The organism is Saccharothrix sp. HUAS TT1, from assembly GCF_040744945.1.
GTDB lineage: Bacteria > Actinomycetota > Actinomycetes > Mycobacteriales > Pseudonocardiaceae > Actinosynnema.
On record NZ_CP160453.1, the window covers coordinates 8,419,447 to 8,438,279 of the forward strand.

At 72.2% G+C, this 18,833-nt stretch carries 16 protein-coding genes; 11 read left to right on the forward strand and 5 right to left on the reverse strand.

Annotation, left to right across the window (positions count from 1 at the left end):
* The first annotated feature begins 57 nt into the window (after positions 1-57).
* The 6 genes from AB0F89_RS36935 to AB0F89_RS36960 all read left to right on the forward strand — a co-directional run bounded on the left by AB0F89_RS36935 (position 58) and on the right by AB0F89_RS36960 (position 6,327).
* Positions 58-1,233 (forward strand): PucR family transcriptional regulator, encoded by a 1,176-nt coding sequence (locus tag AB0F89_RS36935; protein ID WP_367131081.1) that lies wholly within the window; start codon positions 58-60, stop codon positions 1,231-1,233.
* Between the two features lie 187 nt (positions 1,234-1,420).
* Positions 1,421-2,356, forward strand: a complete 936-nt coding sequence (locus AB0F89_RS36940; RefSeq protein WP_367131083.1) for an ACP S-malonyltransferase — start codon at positions 1,421-1,423, stop codon at positions 2,354-2,356.
* Positions 2,353-3,330 carry a beta-ketoacyl-ACP synthase III gene (locus AB0F89_RS36945; protein WP_367131085.1) on the forward strand — a complete coding sequence of 326 codons (978 nt, stop codon included), beginning with the start codon at positions 2,353-2,355 and terminating at the stop codon, positions 3,328-3,330. The genes AB0F89_RS36940 and AB0F89_RS36945 overlap by 4 nt, the downstream gene beginning before the upstream one ends.
* A gap of 64 nt (positions 3,331-3,394) precedes the next feature.
* Positions 3,395-3,634: an acyl carrier protein gene (locus tag AB0F89_RS36950; RefSeq protein WP_033437259.1), complete on the forward strand. Its 240-nt coding sequence runs from the start codon at positions 3,395-3,397 to the stop codon at positions 3,632-3,634.
* Complete coding sequence (locus AB0F89_RS36955; RefSeq protein ID WP_367131087.1) at positions 3,631-4,866, forward strand: beta-ketoacyl synthase; 1,236 nt, start codon at positions 3,631-3,633, stop codon at positions 4,864-4,866. Before AB0F89_RS36950 ends, AB0F89_RS36955 begins: the two co-directional genes overlap by 4 nt.
* A gap of 33 nt (positions 4,867-4,899) precedes the next feature.
* On the forward strand, positions 4,900-6,327 hold the full coding sequence (locus tag AB0F89_RS36960; RefSeq protein ID WP_367131089.1) for an acyl-CoA carboxylase subunit beta: 1,428 nt from the start codon (positions 4,900-4,902) through the stop codon (positions 6,325-6,327).
* A gap of 151 nt (positions 6,328-6,478) precedes the next feature.
* On the opposite strand, the gene AB0F89_RS36965 is transcribed toward AB0F89_RS36960, so the two are convergent.
* Entirely contained in the window at positions 6,479-7,057 is a 579-nt protein-coding gene (locus tag AB0F89_RS36965) for a hypothetical protein (RefSeq protein ID WP_367131091.1), read from the reverse strand.
* A 499-nt stretch (positions 7,058-7,556) separates the two neighbouring features.
* On the opposite strand from AB0F89_RS36965, the gene lanKC reads away from it, so the two are divergent.
* The 4 genes from lanKC (at position 7,557) to AB0F89_RS36985 (ending at position 13,716) form a co-directional block, all read left to right on the forward strand.
* Entirely contained in the window at positions 7,557-10,088 is a 2,532-nt protein-coding gene (lanKC, locus tag AB0F89_RS36970; RefSeq protein WP_367131093.1) for a class III lanthionine synthetase LanKC, read from the forward strand.
* Positions 10,089-10,125: 37 nt separating this feature from the next.
* Positions 10,126-10,287 carry a SapB/AmfS family lanthipeptide gene (locus AB0F89_RS36975; RefSeq protein WP_233820216.1) on the forward strand — a complete coding sequence of 54 codons (162 nt, stop codon included), beginning with the start codon at positions 10,126-10,128 and terminating at the stop codon, positions 10,285-10,287.
* Positions 10,288-10,426: 139 nt separating this feature from the next.
* A complete protein-coding gene (locus tag AB0F89_RS36980; protein WP_367131095.1) occupies positions 10,427-12,016 on the forward strand; it encodes an ABC transporter ATP-binding protein in 1,590 nt (529 codons plus the stop codon).
* Positions 12,016-13,716, forward strand: a complete 1,701-nt coding sequence (locus AB0F89_RS36985; protein ID WP_367131096.1) for an ABC transporter ATP-binding protein — start codon at positions 12,016-12,018, stop codon at positions 13,714-13,716. Before AB0F89_RS36980 ends, AB0F89_RS36985 begins: the two co-directional genes overlap by 1 nt.
* Before the next feature lie 318 nt (positions 13,717-14,034).
* Here AB0F89_RS36985 and AB0F89_RS36990 read toward each other — a convergent pair whose 3' ends face one another.
* Positions 14,035-14,538 carry a DUF3145 domain-containing protein gene (locus AB0F89_RS36990; RefSeq protein WP_367131098.1) on the reverse strand — a complete coding sequence of 168 codons (504 nt, stop codon included), beginning with the start codon at positions 14,536-14,538 and terminating at the stop codon, positions 14,035-14,037.
* Between the two features lie 354 nt (positions 14,539-14,892).
* Between AB0F89_RS36990 and AB0F89_RS36995 the strand changes: the two genes are divergently transcribed.
* Entirely contained in the window at positions 14,893-16,146 is a 1,254-nt protein-coding gene (locus tag AB0F89_RS36995) for a hypothetical protein (protein WP_367131100.1), read from the forward strand.
* A gap of 44 nt (positions 16,147-16,190) precedes the next feature.
* Here the strand turns inward: AB0F89_RS36995 and AB0F89_RS37000 are convergent, their stop codons facing one another.
* From AB0F89_RS37000 to AB0F89_RS37010, 3 genes are all read right to left on the reverse strand, one after another.
* Positions 16,191-16,562 carry a hypothetical protein gene (locus AB0F89_RS37000; protein WP_367131102.1) on the reverse strand — a complete coding sequence of 124 codons (372 nt, stop codon included), beginning with the start codon at positions 16,560-16,562 and terminating at the stop codon, positions 16,191-16,193.
* Positions 16,563-16,707: 145 nt separating this feature from the next.
* Entirely contained in the window at positions 16,708-18,069 is a 1,362-nt protein-coding gene (locus AB0F89_RS37005; protein ID WP_367139164.1) for an NAD(P)/FAD-dependent oxidoreductase, read from the reverse strand.
* 54 nt (positions 18,070-18,123) lie between these two features.
* The gene (locus tag AB0F89_RS37010) at positions 18,124-18,690 is read right to left on the reverse strand and encodes a TetR/AcrR family transcriptional regulator (RefSeq protein ID WP_367131103.1); all 567 of its coding nucleotides are present in this window, start codon (positions 18,688-18,690) and stop codon (positions 18,124-18,126) included.
* Positions 18,691-18,833: the final 143 nt, after the last annotated feature.

Here is an 18,833-nt window from a genome sequence, read left to right on the forward strand (position 1 = left end):
GTCCTGATGTGTCACTCGTTGGTGTCGACCTTCCGAGCCCGTGCGATCGTGGTGGGTATGACCAGCTCAACCGCGTTGTCGCGGGCCACCTTGCGAGCGCTGCGACGGGCGTCGGGCGACCTGGCCGCGGCGAGCGTGGCCGAGATGGAGGAGCGCCTGCCCTGGTTCCGGCGGATGCCCGCCGACCAGCGGGCCGGGGTGCAGCTGCTGATCCAGAACGGCGTCTCCGGGTTCGTGTCCTGGCTGCACGACCCGCAGCAGGCGATCCGGCTGACCGCCGAGGCGTTCCGCTCCGCGCCCAAGGACATCTCCCGCTGGGTGAGCCTGCGGCAGACCGTGGAGCTGGTGCGGATCGCGCTGGAGCTGTTCGAGCAGTTGCTGCCGAGGCTGGCCGAGAACGAGGCCGAGCGCGCGCTGCTGAACGAGGGCGTGCTGCGGTACGGCCGGGAGATCGCGTTCTCGGCGGCCACCTCGTACGCGGCGGCGGCCGAGGCGCGCGGCGCGTGGGACGCCCGGCTGGAGGCGTTGGTGGTCGACGGCATCGTTCGTGGCGACGGGGAGGAGTCGCTGCTGTCGCGGGCGACCGCGCTGGGCTGGGACCCGGCGGCGGAGGCGACCGTGCTGGTGGGCAACCCGCCGTCGGACGACCCGCCCGCGGTGGTGTTCGAGGTGCGCAGCCGGGCGGCCCGGATCGGCCGGCCGGTGCTGCTGAGCGTGCAGGGCTCGCGGCTGGTCGTGGTGCTGGGCGGTGAGACCCAGCGCGGCGAGGCGCTGGTCCGGATCTCCGACGCGTTCGGGCCGGGTCCGGTGGTGGCCGGGCCGACCGTGACCAGCCTGGGCGACGCGCACCGCAGCGCGGGCGACGCGCTGTCCGGGCTGCGCGCGGTGGTGGGGTGGCCCGCCGCGCCGCGGCCGGTGCGGTCGCTGGACCTGCTGCCGGAGCGGGCGCTGGCGGGCGACCCGGAGGCGGAGTGGCAGCTGGTGGACCGGGTGGCCCGGCCGCTGGAGGAGGCGGGCGGCGCGCTGCTGGAGACGGTGGACGGGTTCCTGGAGGTGGGCGGCGTGCTGGAGGCGTGCGCGCGGAAGCTGTTCGTGCACCCGAACACGGTCCGCTACCGGCTCAAGCGGGCCACCGAGCTGACCGGGCGCAACGCCAACGACCCCCGTGACGCTCTGGTGCTGCGCGTCGCACTCTCCGTGGGCAGGCTGGCCCGCGCTCGCGGTCTGTGGTGACCCGACCGGGCGATCACGACCGGGTGTGACGGAAGACGCATGTCCGATTTGGGGCAGCATCGACAACGCGTGACGTCGTTCTACGTTCATCTACGGGTCACATTTGTAGAGACCCTACAACGCTGGGTCCCTCGTTTCGTCAGTGGCGGCATCACGTCAAGCCGCCGGAAGCGTGTTCAGTGAACGCGTGATCGCGCTCCTCGCCCCCGGACAGGGCTCCCAGACACCCGGCATGCTCACCCCGTGGCTCGCCCTCGACGGTGCTGCCGAGCGCGTCGGCGCGTGGTCCGAGGCGACCGGGCTCGACCTCGTCCGGCTGGGCACCGAGGCCGACGCGGACGAGATCAAGGACACCGCCGTCACCCAGCCGCTGGTCGTCGCCCTCGCGCTGCTCGCGTTCGAGGAGCTGCGCCGCCGGGTCGAGCTGCCCGCCGACACGATCATCGCCGGCCACTCCGTCGGCGAGCTGGCCGCCGCCGCCATCGCGGGCGTGCTGAGCAGCGACGACGCCGTGGCGCTCGCCGCCGTGCGCGGCGCCGAGATGGCCGCCGCCTGCGCGCTGGCGCCGACCGGCATGGCCGCGGTGCTCGGCGGCGAGGAGGACGAGGTGCTGGCCCGGCTGGACGACCTCGGCCTGGTCGGCGCGAACCGCAACGGCGCGGGCCAGATCGTGGCCGCGGGCCCGCTGGACGCGCTGGACGAACTGGTCGAGGCCCCGCCGTCCCGGGCCAAGATCCGCAAGCTGCAGGTCGCGGGCGCCTTCCACACCAGGTTCATGGCGCCCGCCGAAGAGGCGCTGCGCGCCCGTGCCGCCGGGATCGCGGTCTCGGACCCCGCGCTGCCGCTGCTGTCCAACGCCGACGGCGCGGTGGTGACCGACGGCGCCGAGGTGCTGGGCCGACTGATCTCCCAGGTGACCCGCCCCGTGCGGTGGGACGCCTGCCAGGCAACCCTGGCCGGCCACGCCGTGACCGCGGTGGTGGAACTGCCGCCCGCGGGCGCGCTGACCGGCCTGGCCAAGCGCGAACTGAAGGGCACACCCACCTTGGGCCTCAAGACCCCGGACCAGCTCGACCAGGCCGTCGAGAAGATCGCCGCGACACCCGCGGGGGTGGCCGAGTGAGCACCTTCTCGGTCCCCGCGAGCGCGGCGGGCACCCGCATCCTCGGCCTGGGCAGCTACCAGCCCGAGACCATCGTCAGCAACCACGACCTCAGCCTGCGGATGGACACCTCCGACGAGTGGATCCGCGACCGGGTCGGCATCGCCAACCGCCGGGTGGCCAAGCCGGACGAGCGGTTGGTCGACATGGCGATCGAGGCGGGCGCCAAGGCCGTCGCCGACGCCGGGCTCACCCCGTCGGACATCGGCGCGGTCATCGTGGCCACCTGCACCATGCCGTCCCAGATCCCCAACGCGGCGGCGCAGGTCGCCCACCGGATCGGGATCAAGGCCGCGGCCGCGTTCGACCTCAACGCCGCGTGCGCGGGCTTCTGCTACGCCCTGGGCACCGCGTCCGACCTGGTCCGCGGCGGCACCGCGGAGCACGTGCTGGTCATCGGCGCGGAGAAGCTGACCGACTGGGTCGACCCCGACGACCGGTCCACCGCGATCATCTTCGCCGACGGCGCGGGCGCGGCGGTCGTCGGACCGGCCGACGAGCCGGGCATCGGCCCGGTGTCGTGGGGCAGCGCGGGCGACCTGGTGGACATGATCCACGTCGCCGACCGGCACTCGTCCATCTTCCAGGAGGGCCAGTCGGTCTTCCGCTGGGCGACCACGCAGATCGCCCCGATCGCGCTCAAGGCGATCGAGCTGGCCGGTCTGCAGGTGTCCGACGTGGACGTCTTCGTGCCGCACCAGGCGAACCTGCGGATCATCGAGGCCATCGCGAAGCGGTTGCGCGCCAAGGGCGCCCGTGAAGACCTGGTGATCGCGCGTGACATCGTGGAATCCGGCAACACCTCGTCCGCTTCGATCCCGCTCGCGCTGGACCACATGCGCGCGGCGGGAGAGGTGCGCAGCGGCGACGTGGCGCTGCTCGTCGGCTTCGGCGCCGGCCTGTCCTACGCGGGACAGGTCGTCCGGCTGCCGTGACCGCAACCCCAGACCCCGGTGGGACCAACCAGCCGGTTGAGCAAGAAGAAGGAAGGGATTTTCAGTGAGCAACGAGGACATCCAGAAGGGGCTCGCCGAGATCGTCGAGGAGGTCGCCGGTGTCGAGGCGGCCGACGTGACGGTTGACAAGTCCTTTGTGGACGACCTGGACATCGACTCGCTGTCCATGGTGGAGATCGCCGTGCAGGCCGAGGACAAGTTCGGCGTGAAGATCCCGGACGACGAGCTGGCCAACCTCAAGACCGTGGGCGATGCGGTCAACTACATCGCCAGCAACGCATGACCAGTAGCAACGACGTCGTCGTCACCGGGCTGGGTGCCACCACCCCGCTCGGTGGCGATGTCGCCTCCACCTGGGACGCGCTCCTGGCCGGCCGCAGCGGTGTGCGCACCCTGACGGCCGACTTCGTCGAGCGCTTCGAACTGCCGGTCAAGATCGGCGCGCCGCTCGCGGTCGAGCCGACCGAGGTGCTGCCGCGCGTCGAGGCCCGCCGGCTGGACCGCTGCGAGCAGGTCGCCGTGGTCGCCGCGCGCCAGGCGTGGGCGGACGCCGGGTTCGGCGAGGACGACGTCGACCCCGAACGGCTCGGTGTCGTGGTGGGCACCGGCATCGGCGGCGCGATGACGCTGCTGGACCAGGACGACCTGATCGAGGCGTCCGGCCTGCGCAAGGTGTCGCCGCTGACCGTGCCGATGCTCATGCCGAACGGCCCGGCCGCGCACGTCGGCCTGGACCTGAAGGCGCGCGCGGGCGTGCACGCGCCGGTGTCGGCCTGCGCGTCCGGCGCCGAGGCGCTGGCCTGGGCGTACCGGATGCTGAAGTCGGGCGAGGCGGACGTGGTCGTGGCCGGTGGCGCGGAGGCGTGCATCACCACCATCACCATGGCCGGCTTCATCCAGGCCCGGACCATGAGCACCCGCAACGACGACCCGGAAGCCGCCTCGCGGCCGTTCGACGTCCACCGGGACGGGTTCGTGCTCGGCGAGGGCGCCGGCATCCTGGTGCTGGAGCGCGAGGACTTCGCCCGCGCCCGCGGCGCGCGGATCTACGGCAAGCTCGCGGGCATCGGCACCACCTCCGACGGCCACCACATCACCGCGGCCGACCCGGAGGGCATCGGCCAGTCCCGGGCCATCACGAAGGCGATCCGCACCGCGGGCGTCGACCCGGCCGACGTCGGCCACGTCAACTGCCACGCGACGTCCACCCCGGTGGGCGACGTGATCGAGCCGCAGGCCGTGCGCCGGGCGATCGGTGAGCACGCCGTGCTGACCGCGCCCAAGGGCAACCACGGGCACCTGCTGGGCGCCTCGGGCGCGGTGGAGGCGATCACCACGCTGCTGTCGGTCCGCGACGGCATCGTGCCGCCGACGCTGAACCTGCAGGAGCAGGACCCGAGGGTGCAGCTGGAGGTCGTCACGGGTGAGCCGCGCAAGATCGACCTGATCGCGGCGGTCAACAACTCGTTCGGGTTCGGCGGGCACAACGTCTCGCTCGTCTTCACCCAAGCCTGACCACCCCCGAACGTCCACACGAGGAGCTTCGCGATGACTGCCCTGGCGTCCCCACCGGTGAGCCCGGAGGCGGACGGCGAGACCGATCCGCGCGATCCGGAGTTCCGGTTGGCGCAGCTGCTCGACCCCGGTTCGATCGTGCCGCTGCGTCCGCGTGATGACAGCGGCATGTTCGCGGTGCGGGGACGCATCGACGGCGCGAGGGTCGTGGCCTACTGCAGTGATGCCACGCGGATGGGTGGCGCGTTGGGGTCACAGGGGTGTGGGCACATCGTGGAGGCGATCGACACCGCGGTGCGTGAGCGCGTCCCGGTGATCGGGGTGTGGCACTCCGGCGGCGCGAGGCTGCCGGAGGGGGTGGAGTCGCTGGACGGCATGGGCCGGATGTTCGCGGCGATGATCCGGGCCTCGGGGCGGGTGCCGCAGGTCTCGGTCGTGGTCGGCCCCGCCGCCGGCGGCGGCGCGTACGGGCCGGCGTTGACCGACGTGGTCGTGATGGCCCCGGCCGGGAAGGTGTTCGTGACCGGGCCGGACGTGGTGCGGTCGGTGACCGGCGAGCGGATCGACATGGACGGTCTGGGCGGGGCGGAGGCGCACGGGCGCAGGTCCGGTGTGGTGCACGTGGTGGCCGAGGACGAGCCCGACGCCTACCTGCGGGCGCGGCGGATCACCGGGCTGTTCGCCCGGCCGGGGGTGTTCGACCTGCAGTCGGTGCCCGACGGGGAGGACCTGCGGGCGTTGCTGCCGGACCGGCCGCGGCGGGCCTACGACGTCAAGCCGCTGGTGCGGGCGATCCTGGACGAGGACTCGTTGGAGGAGTTGCAGGCGCGGTGGGCGCCCAACGTCGTGGTCGGCCTGGGCCGGTTGGGCGGGCGCGCGGTGGGGGTGATCGCGAACAACCCGATCCGCAAGGGCGGCTGCCTGGACTCGTTGTCGGCGGAGAAGGCGGCGCGGTTCGTGCGGATGTGCGACGCGTTCGGGGTGCCGTTGCTGGTGCTGGTGGACGTGCCGGGGTATCTGCCCGGGGTGGGGCAGGAGTGGGACGGGGTGGTGCGGCGGGGCGCGAAGCTGCTGCACGCCTTCGGCGAGGCCGTCGTGCCGCGGGTGACGCTGGTGACGCGCAAGTCCTACGGCGGGGCCTACATCGCGATGAACTCGCGGTCGCTGGGCGCCACGGCGGTGTTCGCGTGGCCGGAGGCGGAGGTGGCCGTGATGGGTGCGGGGGCCGCGGTGGGCATCCTGCACCGCAGGAAGCTCGCGGCCGTGCCCGACGAGGAGCGCGAGGCGCTGCACGCCGAGTTGGTGCGGGAGCACGAGCGGATCGCCGGCGGCGTGGACCGGGCGATCGCGATCGGCGTCGTGGACGAGGTCGTCGACCCCACCCGAACCCGCCGGGCACTGGCCCGGGCCCTCGCCGCGGCCCCCGCCGGCCGCGGCGCGCACGGCAACATCCCGCTGTAGCGGCCGAGTCTTCGGTGGGGTCGCTCTGTCGGGGGGCGACCCCACCGCCATGTCCGAACGTTCAACTCACCCCTCCTGAACGCAGGACTCTCGCGTCCTGAACGTAGGACTCTCGCGAGAGTCGTACCTCCAGCCCACGCGTGTCCTACGTTCAGCAGGCGGTGAACTGGGAGGTCGAGCCCTCGGTGCCCAGGTCAACCCGGAGCGCCCCGCGCTCCTCCTGCAACGGGTAGACGACGCGCCAGTGGATGCAGTCGGCCTGGAGCTCGGCGGGCGCCTTGGCCACGTCCTGCGTGCTGGTGAACGTCATCAGCACCCGCAGCCTGGTCGGCGTGACCGACTCGATCCGGTGCACCACGATCGACCCGTCGCGGCTGCTCTCGTAGTCCGACAGCCACCGCGACCTCGGCGTCTGGCCGACCCGGTGCGCGGTCACCGTCCTGGCCCACGCCTCGTAGTCGTGGCTGTTGATCGCGTCGAAGAACTGCTGGAACACGTCCCGCACGCGCTGGTTGTCGGGGTGCTGCGACGCGTCGATGCTCAGCTGCACCGTCCCGCCACCCGGCTGCGCGCTGCGCGGCACGGAGCTGGACGGCCCCGAATCGGGTCCGGCGATCTGGTCGCCCTGGGCCAGCGCCGGTCGCTGGTAGACCTCGCGAGCCAGCACGCCGACACCCGCCGTGGCGGCGGCGACCACGAGCACGACGGGCAGCAGCAGACGTGCGGACACACCTGGAGCGTGCCACAGCGCCACTACGCGCGGGTAATCACCCGGACGGTGTAGCAGATCACCCGCACTTTGCGGTTTGACCGGGCGGCATAGCCACTGCCAATAGTTCCGTTGTGAAGCAACCACCCCATTCCCACCATATTGCGGGTCAACCGCGTCCCGAATTGCGACCAGTCCGTCCGACCACCTGGTGGGACACCGTCAGTGATGTAACCCGCAATACAGCGGTCTCCCGATATAACCGCAGGTCGAGCCGCTAGAATGCGAAGAACGATCGCGTTTCGTTTAGGCTGACCGAGTGGTCGGTTTCCCCTCACCGGCGCGCTCAAACCTCGCGTTCGGGTGACTCTCTTGGTCCTATAGGTACGTGCAGTGCAGATCCGACGAACAGCTACTCGCACGAACGGACGCAGAGCGCCCCCGAAATGGTGGATTGGCTTCTCAGAGGTTGCCGTGCGGAAATATTCCGGTCGGAAAAATCGCGAGGAGGCGAAAACCCGTGGACCTCCGCTATGAGGCCTACTGCTTCGCGGACCGTCTGTTCTACGACGTGCAAAGCCACGCGGAAACCGCCGAAGACGATTTCTCGCAGGTGCTTCCCCCGTTGCCGGACGGTTGGCGGCAAGGCGACCGCAACATCTGGCGGCACCTCCACCCCGACGGGGTGGAACTGCCCCGCCAGGGCTGGAAGGTGCACGTTTCGGCGACCGTGCTGAACGCGGGCGACGTGCTGCTCAAGTCCTACGAGTACCTGATCGCGCGCCGCATCCCGTTCAAGTACCTGCGCACCCGGTCGATCGTGCTGGCCCGCAACTCGAAGTACGCGCCACGCGAGGGCAGCGGCAAGCTCATCACGATCTACCCGGCCGACGACGCCGAACTCGAATCGACGCTGACCGAGTTGTCCGAGGTCTTGAAAGGCCAATCGGGCGCGTACATCCTCAGCGACCTCCGCTATGGCGCCGGTCCCCTGTTCGTCCGCTACGGCGGATTCGTCGAGCAGTGGCTGGAGCGGGACGGCAAGCGCGTGCTGGCCATCGAGGGCCCGGACGGCGCGCTCGTGCCCGACCAGCGCAAGCCGACGTTCTGGGTGCCGGACTGGGTGAAGCTGCCCGCGTGCCTGGACGAGCACCTGGCCGCGCGCCGCGCCGGCTCCGCCGACGAGTTCCCCTACCGCGTGGTCCAGTCGCTGCACTTCTCCAACGGCGGCGGCGTGTACGAGGCCGTGCGCAAGTCCGACGGCCGCGAGGTCGTGCTCAAGGAGGCCAGGCCGCACGCGGGCCTGGACCGGGAGAACGTCGACGCCGTGGCCCGCCTGCGCCGCGAGCACGAGATGCTGACCAGGGTGGCCGGGGTGCCCGGCGTGCCCGAGGTGCACGAGCACTTCACCGCGTGGGAGCACGAGTTCATGGCCATGGAGCGGGTGCCCGGCCGCCCGCTCGGCCAGTGGCTCGGCCACAACTACCCGCTGACCCACCACGTGGTCACCGACGACGACATCACCGCCTACACCGAGCGCGCGCTGAAGCTGATCGCCGACGTCGAGCGGATCATGGCCGCGGTGCACGAGCGCGGTGTCGTCTTCACCGACCTGCACCCGCTCAACGTCCTGGTGGACGACGACGACGCGGTGTCGCTGATCGACTTCGAGCTGGCGTTCGGCATCGAGGAGAACCGCAGGCCCACGCTCGGCGCGCCCGGTTTCCAGGCGCCGCCGGACCGCTCCGGGTTCGAGATCGACGAGCACGCGATGGCCGCGCTGCGCCTCTACGTCTTCCTGCCGCTCAACGCGGTGATCGAGCTGGCGCCGGTGAAGCTGCGCGCCCACGTCGACTTCATCCAGCGGCGGTTCGGCCTGTCCGACGAGTACTGCGCCAGGATCCTCGACGTCCTGACCTCGCGCGTCGACGTGCCGACCGGCCCGACGACGACCGCGCTGGACGTGCCGGAGCCGGACTGGGACGTGGTGCGCAAGTCGATCGCGGCGGGCATCCTGGCCAGCGCCACGCCCCAGCGCGCGGACCGGCTGTTCCCCGGCGACGTGGAGCAGTTCGAGATCGGCGGCGCGGGGTTCGGCTACGGCGCCGCGGGCGTGCTGCACGCGTTGGACGTCACCGGCATGGGCCGGTTCCCCGACCACGAGCAGTGGCTGCTGGACGCGGTGCGCCGCGACCCACCGAAGGAGCCCGGCTTCTACACCGGCGGTCACGGCATCGCCCACGTGCTGGAGAACTTCGGCCACCACGACCTGGCCGAGGAGCTGGTCCGCTCCTACGGGCAGATGGTGCCCGACACGCAGGACCACAGCCTCAAGGCGGGCCTGGCCGGCATCGGCCTGAACCTGCTGCACTTCGCGGGCACCCGCGACGACGAGACCTACGCCGACCAGGCGCTGGCGCTGGGCGAGCGGCTGGACACCGCGCTCGCCGAGGCCGAGCCGCCCGGACCGAAGGCGCGGGCCGGCTTCGAGCACGGCTGGTCCGGCCCGGCGCTGCTGTTCCTGCGGCTGTTCCAGCACACCGACGACCGCCGCTGGCTCGACCTCGGCGCCCGGGCGCTGGAGCGGGACCTGGCCGAGACGATGACCGCGCTGGACGGCTCGACCCAGGTCCGGGACGGCAACTTCCGCACCCTGCCGTACGTCGGCGTGGGCAGCGCGGGCATCGCCCTGGTGCTCAACGAGTTCCGCCTCGCCGCGCCGGACCTGCCGGTCGTCGAACGGCTGCCGGAACTGGTCGGCAGCGCGACCGGCGAGTTCGTGATCCAACCGGCGCTCATGCTCGGTCGGGCAGGTCTGCTGGCGACCCTCGTCCACGCGGGCGGGTCACCGGAGGCGATCGACCGGCACCTCGCCGCGCTGGCCTGGCACGCCGTGCCCTACCAGGAGGGCCTGGCGTTCCCCGGCATCCAGTTGCGGCGGCTCTCGATGGACGTCGACACCGGCAGCGCGGGCGTGCTGCTGGCGCTCGGCTCGCTGAACGGCACACCCGTGCTGCCGTTCCTCACAGCCCCGGCCCTCACCGGCCGGTAGCAGTAACCCTTTCCAATCCCCCGAATGAGGAGTCACCATGGACTTCATCCTCGACCTCCAGGACCTCGAGACCCCCGAGGCCCAGTCCAACGCCATGGCGAGCGGCGGCAGCAGCGGCGGCGGCGGCAGCACCACGGCCTCCAACGCCTCCCTGCTGCTCCCCTGCAGCCACTCGACCGTCAGCCTGGTCCTCTGCTGACAGGTCTTCACGCGGTCCGGGTGAGCGGCGCAGGCGAAGTGCGCCGCTCACCCGGCCAAGCGGGGGTCCGACGGCACGCCGTCGGACCCCCGCACACATGATGCGCCCGACCACGGCAATCGCATAGGAGCCCGGGACCATGTTGCTGGCCGTGGTGCGGCACGACCTCAGGTGGGTGCTGCTGGCGTTGAACGCCCTGCCCGCCACCCTGGCCGGGCTGCTGCTGCCCACCGCGCTCGCCTCGGCGGTCGACATGGCGCTGAACGGCCGGCTGGACAGCGGCACCGTGCTGTGGCTGGTCGGCCTGGCGGGCGTGGAAGTCCTCGGTGACGCGATCGGCGTCATCCTCGCCGCGGCGATCACCGCCCGCGGCGCCGTGTTCCTGCGGCGCAAGCTGACCTCGCACCTGCTGGAGCTGGGCCACCCGGCCAGGTTCGAGCCCGGTGACGCGGTGAGCAGGCTGACCGGCGACAGCGCGATCGCCGGCGGCATCACCGTCCTCGCGGTGAACCTCGGGATCTCCGCGCTCACCGCCGTCGGCGCGATCACCGCGCTGGCCCTGCTGGACTGGCGGCTCGCCGCGGTGTTCCTGGTGAGCGTCCCCCTGGCCGCGCTGCTGGTGCGCTCGCACCTGCGCCTCACCGCCGCCGACGTGGCGACCTACCAGGAGGTGTCCGGCGAGTTGTCCGCGCGACTGGTGGACGCGGTCGGCGGGCTGCGCACGATCGCCGCGTCCGGCCGAGCGGACCAGGAGGCGGACCGGGTCCTGCGCCCGCTGTCCCGCCTCACCGCCGCCGGCGTCGGCATGTGGACCACGCAGGCCAGGATGATCTGGCGGGCCGGCCTGCTGCTGCCCGCCGTGGAACTGGCCGTGCTCACCGCCGCCGGTTTCGGCGTGATGGCGGGCCGGTTGAGCGTCGGCGACGTCCTCGCCGCCCTCGGTTACGCGGCGCTGGGCATGTCGGTGGTCGGGCAGACGACCCTGCTGACCGCCCTCCAACGCGCCCGCGCGTCCGCCCGACGCCTCGAGGAAGTGCTCGCGACCCCCGTGCCGCCGCAGGAGCGGCCGGGCTACGCGAAGTCCGGCGAAGTCGTGCTGGCCGCCGTGAACGTCCCCGGCGCCCTCCACGACGTCGACCTCACCGTGCCGACCGGGACCTTCGTGGCCGTCGTCGGCCGGTCCGGCTCGGGCAAGTCCGCGCTGGCCTCCGTGATCGGCGGCCTGGTCCGACCGACCACCGGCGAGGTCCGCCGGGGCGGCTCCGTCGGGTACGCGTTCGAACGCCCGGCGCTGGTGGGCACCACCGTCGCCGACGCCGTCCGCTACGGCACCACCCTCGACCGCGCCGACGTGGAAGCCGCCTGCCGGGCCGCCCAGGTGCACGACGTCGTCGTGCGGTTGCCGCAGGGCTACGACACGCCCATGGCGACCGCCCCGATGTCCGGCGGCGAGGCCCAACGCCTCGGCCTGGCCCGCGCGTTCGTCCGCGACCCGGCCGTCCTGGTGCTGGACGACGCCACCGCGAGCCTCGACATGGTCACCGAGTCCACTGTGGAGCGTGCGGTGGAGTCCGCCCTGCCGGGCCGGACGAGGGTCGTGGTGACCCACCGCGCCGCCACCGCCCGACGTGCGGACGTCGTCGTCTGGTTGGACGACGGGCGGGTGCGGAAAGTGGGGCCGCACGCCGAGCTGTGGGACGACGACGAGTACCGGGCGGTGTTCGGCTGATGACCTACCTGCGCGCCTTGCGCGAGCAGCGACGCGGCATCGTGGTCCTGCTCGGCTGGTCGGTCCTGGAGGGCATCCCGGCCCTGCTGTCGGGACGGCTGGTGGGGATGGCCGTCGACCAGGGCTTCGCCGCCGGCAGGCCCGGCGTCGGCATCACCTGGCTGCTGGTCTTCGCGGCTGTAGCGGTCCTCGGCGGCTTCGGCCTGCGCCAGGTCTTCATGCGCCTGGGAGCCGTAGTGGAGCCGCTGCGCGACTCCTTGGTGCGCGAAGTCGTGCGCGGCGTCCTGCACGCCGGCTCCCAAACCCGCCAACCGGACGCCAGCGCCGTCGCCAGGATCACCCGCCACGTCGAAGTCGTCCGCGACGCCACCGCCGGCGTCCTGGTGCAGGCCCGCGCCCTGCTGGTCACCACCACCGCCGCCCTCATCGGCCTCGCCACCACGGTCTCCTCGCTGGCCTGGCTCGTGGTCCTGCCGGTGATCGCCGCGTTGGTCCTCTTCGGCCTCCTCCTCCCCTCCCTGGCCCGCCGCCAACGCCACCTGGTCATGGCCGACGAGGACGCCGCCGCCGTGGCCGGCACCGTCTTCCTGGGCGTGCGCGACGTAACGGCCGCCGGCGGTGCGGACCACGCGCTGCACGACGTGATGGCACAGGTGGAGCGCCAGGCGTCCGCCACCGTGCGGATGGCCTACGCCACCGCGCTGCGCGGCGTCGTCATCGCCCTGGGCGGGTTCGCCCCCATCGTCCTGCTGCTCTTGCTCGCGCCGGCGATGGTGCGCGCGGGCACGTTGACCGTCGGCGAAGTCCTCGGCGCCATCGTCTACCTGAGCACCAGCGTCCAACCCGCCCTGCGCCGCCTCGCCGACACGACCAGCACCGTCGTCCTGCGCCTGGTCGTGGCCCTGCGCCGGCTCGCGGAAGCCGCGCCACCGATCGAACCGCCGACCGGCGACGGAACCCCCGAGGGCGCCGAGCTGGAACTGCGCGACGTGACGTTCGGCTGGAGCCCCACCGCCGAACCCGTGGTGCGATCGCTCGACCTGACCCTCCCGGCGGGCACCCACCTGGCCGTCATCGGCCCCAGCGGCATCGGCAAGTCCACCCTGGCCGGCCTGGTGACCGGCATGGTGGAACCCCAGACCGGAACCGTCCGCTTCGGCGGCGTCCCCGTGCGATCGCTCAAGCCGGAGATCCGCCACGACCAGATCGCCCTGGTGCCCCAGGAGACCTACCTCTTCACCGGCACGGTCAGGGAAAACCTGGCCCTCTTCGCCCCCACCGCCTCCGACGCCACCCTCCTGCGCGCCGTCGAAGCGGTCGGTGCCTCCGACCTCGTCACCAGACTGGGCGGCCTCGCGGGCACCGTGGGCCACTCCGGCAACGGCCTCTCAGGCGGCGAATCCCAACTACTGGCCGCCGCCCGCGTCTACGCCTCGCAAGCCACCGTCGTGATCCTCGACGAAGCCGCCTCCGCCCTGGACCCCGCCGCCGAAGCCACTGTCGAACAAGCCTTCGCCGCCCGCGGCGGCACCCTGATCGTCATCGCCCACCGCCTCTCCTCAGCCCTGCGAGCAGACCTCGTCCTGCTGATGGACGGCGGCCCACCCCTCCTGGGCAACCACACCGACCTACTTGCCACCTCACCGCTCTACAAAGACCTCATGGCCGCCTGGCAACCCGCACCAACCTCCACCACCTGACCAACCCTCACCACATCGGACCCGCCGCCCACCCACCGAGGTTCGATTTGACATGGGTTCGGGTGCCATAGGCTGGACGAAGCCGGCAGGCCTGGCGGGACGCTCTTCCCCGCCGGGCCTGCCGGCTTTGGCCTGCATAGGGTGCCCGTAAGGGCCCCATGTCAAATCGAACCGGACCCAACCACCGCCCTGAACGTAGAACTCAGGACTCCCGAACGTAGGACTCTCGCACCCTGAACGTAGGACTCTCGCGTCCCGAACGTAGGACACGCGGGACGTGAGGGTTCGACACGCGGGAGGGGAGGGGGCGGCTCGCGGTCAGCCGACGCGGTGGAGCCAGGTGACGGGGGCGCCGTCACCGGCTCGTCGGAACGGCTCCAGGGCGTCGTCCCAGGCCGCGCCCAGGATCTCGTCCACGCCGTGCGCGAACGACTCACCGCCCCGACTGCGCGCTGCCAACGCGCGCAGCTGGTCCTCCGACACGACGATGTCGCCGTTGGCGCTGGTCCGCGCGTGCCACAAACCCAGCACGGGCGCGAAGCAGTACCGCGTGCCGTCCACGCCAGGGCTCGGGTCCTCCGTCACCTCGAACCTGAGCATCGGCCACGCCCTGAGCGCGGACACGAGTCTGGCCCCGGTGCCGGCTTCGCCGGTCCAGTTGCACTCGGCGCGCAACTGCCCCGGCGCCGCTGGCTGGGCCGCCCACTTGAGGTCCGCTCGCTCGCCGAGGGTGCCCGAGATCGCCCACTCGACGTGCGGACAGACCGCAGACGGCGACGAGTGGACGTAGACCACGCCACTGGTGCTGCCACGGGTGCTCACAGCTGACCTCCGCTACTCGACGAGGGACGTCTTCCCCTACGACCTCTCGAGGATGCGGTGATCTTGTGAATTCCCGACATGGTCATTCTGCCCGTTGTCGCACCGGTCCGCCATAAGAACCATCGCGTTCCTCACCCAGGCGGGTCAGATACAGGACTTTCGACCCCAAAACGACGACCCGACCACCGGCTACCGCGCCGCCAGGTGACTTTCCGAGATCACCCGGACACGGTCACGTGATCAATAACATCGTCATCCCCCGCACCGCCCCCTCGGGTGACGGTGGTCACCGCTCCGCCGCCTCCCCCGGTGCGCCCGACCGGCCGAACCCCCGCAACGCTAACGTGTCCGATCGTGCGGCTGATCCGACTCGGGACCGAACCCTCGGCGGTGGGCGCCGACGTGCGCGCCGCGCTGAGCACGTGGGGCATCGGCGACTCCGTGCTCGGCGGCGTCGCGCTGCTCGGCGTGCGACCGCCGGACTCCCCGCGCGACCTCGACGCCGTGATCGTCCTGCCCCGCGGCGTGCTCGTGGTCGTCGGCGTCGACCTGCCGGACCCGGCGATGCGGCTGGAAGCCCCGCTCAACGGCCAGTGGCGGATCGACGGCTGGCCGCTCAGCAGCGCCGACGGCGCGACGAGCCCGGCCGCCGAAGCGCTCGAAGCCACCACCGCCGTCGCCCGCCGCATCCAGGACATGCGCGGCGAGCCGCTGCCGGTGACCACCGTCGTGGCCGTCGGCCCGTACGTCGGCCAGGTCGTGCAGCCGACCGTCGACCTGAACCGCGGCGTCCGCGTCCTGCACCCCAAGCCGACGACCCTCCTGGCCGCCGCGCGGGAACTGGCCACCAGCGACCGGCCCTGCTCGGCCGACCACGCCGCCAAGCTGGTCGCCGTGCTCGCGCCGACCGGCGCGCCACCCGCCCGCCAGCACCTGATCGCCGAGGGCTTCTCCGACGCGGCGGCCGACCTGGCGTCGGCCAGCACCATGCTGCTGCCGAAGGTCACCACCGCCCGGCCTTCGACCGCCCGCAGGCTGCTGCCCTACGTCGCCGGTGTCGTCGTGGCCGTGCTGCTGATCATCGCCCTGATCGCCTCGCTGTCCTCCGGGGACACCGCCGACAGCTCCACCTCCACCACCCCGACCCCGCAGCCGACCACCGTCGTCGTGGACGGCCGCAGCTTCTCGCCGCGCGGCGCGGACCGGACCGACGACTGCGACGGGCACGCGTTCGGCGACGTCCAGGCGTGGCTGTCCGGGCACGTGTGCATGCAGCTGCGCCGCGCGCAGTACGAGACCACAGTGGACGGTCGCCGGGCCGGGGTGGCGATCGCCGAGCTGAACCTGCCCGACGCCACCCGCGCCGCCGAGTTGCACGCGATCGCGTCGAAGGCGGGCGCGGGCGGCATCACCACGCTGGTCAAGGAGGGCCGGAACTGGGAGGGCGGCCCCGCGTCGTTCGACCGCTCGGTCATCCGCGTCGCGCCGAAGGCGGCCCAACTGCGGATCACCCAGGTCGTGTGGGCCGACGGCGAGTCCGACCCGGCCGACCCGATCCTCGCCAAGATCGCCGAGCAGGCCGCGAGGCTCCCCGCTTCCCAGCAGTGACCGTACCCCCGGGCCGTCCAACCCCTGGGCCATCGGGCCCCGGGTCAACGCCCGGTCCGCACCATCCCCACCCCGATCAACCCGAACGCCACGTGCAGCACGATCACCAACCCGGCCACCGCGCACAACATCTCCGTGCCCGGTTTCCCGGTGATCACGCCGAACGAGAACAACCACCCGCCCACCGCGATCCCGAACCCGGTGAACAGCACCGGCTTCGGCACGTGGGCCAGGCACAGCAACGCGCTCGACCGCGCGCGGAACAGGGTGTGCAGCACCACGGGGAGGACCAGGAACCCCGGCAGGTGCACCGCGGCAGGCGGCCAGGACGGTCCGGTCGGCACGAACGTGGTGGCGATGACGAAGGCGCACCAGAGCACCGCGCCACTCGCCAGTACCACCGTTGTCCTGGTCACATCCCGCAGTGTAAACAGCTGAAGCCGCACTTCTGGGTTAAGACGCCCTATGGCCCCGCGCCCGATGGTTCAGTCGGCGCAACCGGCACACGGTCCGCTGACACCACGTATACGCAGCGTCAAAAACCGTTGGCGCACATGCACCTCAGAGCCCGTACGCCTCCAGCAGGCGCAGCCACACCTCGCTGATCGTCGGGTACGCCGGCACCGCGTGCCACAGCCGGTCGACCGTCACCCCGCCCACGATCGCGATCGTCGCCGCGTGGATCATCTCGGCGACGTCCGGCCCGGCGAAGGTGACGCCGACGAGGGTCCGCTTCCGCTCGTCCACGATCATCCGCGCCTTGCCCCGGTACCCGTCGGCGTGCAGCGACGACCCGGCCACCGCGATGTCCAGGTCGACGACCCGAATCTCCAGCCCGGCCTCGCGCGCCTGCGCCTCGGTCCACCCCACCGACGCCACCTCGGGGTCGGTGAACACGACCTGCGGCACCGCCGTGTGGTCGGCGGTGGCCACGGCCACCGTCCACGGCTCCGGGTCGACGGCGCCGCTCACGATCGCCGTGCCGACCGCGCGCGCCGCGTACTTGCCCTGGTGCGTCAGCAGCGCGCGCCCGGTGACGTCGCCCGCCGCGTACAGCCAGTCCACTCCGGACACCCGGCCGGTGTCGGCCACCTCCAGCGCCTCGCCCGCGGTGAACCCGAACCGCTCCACCCCGAGGTCGAACGTCGCCGGCTGCCGGCCGGTCGCGACCAGCAGGTGCGCGCCCGACACCGACGTCCCGTCGGACAGCCGCAACGACACGCGCCCGTCCGCTTGGGACACACCGGTCGCCTTGACGCCGGAGACGATCCGCACGCCGTCCTCGCGCAGCCCGTCGGCGACCAGGTCGCCGGCGAACGCCTCGAACTTCGGCAGCGGCCGGTCGCCGGACACGACCAGCGTCACGTCGGAGCCGAGCCGGGCCCACGCCTGGGCCATCTCGACGCCGACCACGCCACCGCCGAGCACCACCAACGACGAGGGCGCCTCCTGCGCCGAGGTGGCCTCGCGGGACGTCCAGTACGGCACGTCGGACAGGCCGGGCAGCGACGGGACGCGCGGCACGCTGCCGGTGCACACCACGACCGCCTTGGACGCGGTCAGCACGCGCCCGTCGACGTCGACCCGGCGCTCACCCGCCAGTCGACCCCGACCGCGCACCACCACCAGCCCGGCGCCCTCGGCCCACTCGACCTGGCCCGCGTCGTCCCAGTCGGAGGTGAAGCCGTTGCGCCGCTTCAGCACCTCCGCCGGGTCGAGCCGGTCGCCGACCGGCACGCCGGGCACCCGGCGGGCGGCGGCGAGCGCGTGGCCCGGGCGCAGCAGCGCCTTGCTCGGCATGCAGGCCCAGTACGAGCACTCGCCGCCGAGGCGTTCGGCCTCCACCAGGGCGGTGCGCAGCCCGCCGGCGGCGGTCCGGGCGGCGGCGTTCTCGCCCACCGGTCCGCCGCCGATCACGATCACGTCGAAGTCGTCGCTCACCGGTCCACCCCACACCACCCGGACCGGCGCGGCAAGTCACGCCGGGTCGAACACCCCGGAGAGCATCTTCAAGATCACGCCGTCGGCGGTGCGGAGGACCACCGGGCGCTCGTCGGGCTCGACCCGTTCGGCCAGCTTGTACATCGCGTCGGCGGTCTGGGCGGCCATCCGGAACGTCAACGTGACGGGCGCGGCGCCGCGCACCGCGAAGCGACCCAGGAACAGGTCGCGCAACCGTTCGGCCATCAGCTCGTACTGGTCGACGGAGGCGTCGAGCCGGTGGCCGTCGAGCAGGTCGCTGAACCGCACCCTCCCGAAGCCGGGCACCTCGACCAGCATCCGCAGGTAGACGCCGACGACCTGCTGCACCGCGTCCCGCCAGTCGGCGGCGAGCCGACCCTCGGTGAACAGCACCTCGACCCGGCCCAGGTACTCCTCCATACCGCGCAACGCCAAGGCGTGCACCACAGAACGCTTGTCCGGGAAGTATTGGTAGAACGATCCAATTGGCACGCCGGCCAGCTCGACGATCCGGGCGGTGGTGATGTCGTCGTAGTCGTAGTCGTTGAGCAGCGACGCGCAGGCATCGACAATCGCGGCCACCGTGGCGGCCCCGCGCTGCTGAACGGGCTGACGACGCATCACCCTGGCTAAGCGGTTTTCGGCGGGATTTTCTGGCACGGGCACATCTTGATGGATACGGACCGGTAAGCCCAAACAGACGATTCCGGAATGTGATGTGAGGT

What these genes read in the sequence shown, in the direction of transcription:
- AB0F89_RS36985 (WP_367131096.1), top strand. Translation starts at nt 12,016, where the DNA reads ATGACCTACCTGCGCGCCTTGCGCGAGCAGCGACGCGGCATCGTGGTC.
- AB0F89_RS36935 (WP_367131081.1), top strand. Translation starts at nt 58, where the DNA reads ATGACCAGCTCAACCGCGTTGTCGCGGGCCACCTTGCGAGCGCTGCGA.
- AB0F89_RS36980 (WP_367131095.1), top strand. Translation starts at nt 10,427, where the DNA reads ATGTTGCTGGCCGTGGTGCGGCACGACCTCAGGTGGGTGCTGCTGGCG.
- AB0F89_RS36960 (WP_367131089.1), top strand. Translation starts at nt 4,900, where the DNA reads ATGACTGCCCTGGCGTCCCCACCGGTGAGCCCGGAGGCGGACGGCGAG.
- AB0F89_RS36975 (WP_233820216.1), top strand. Translation starts at nt 10,126, where the DNA reads ATGGACTTCATCCTCGACCTCCAGGACCTCGAGACCCCCGAGGCCCAG.
- AB0F89_RS36955 (WP_367131087.1), top strand. Translation starts at nt 3,631, where the DNA reads ATGACCAGTAGCAACGACGTCGTCGTCACCGGGCTGGGTGCCACCACC.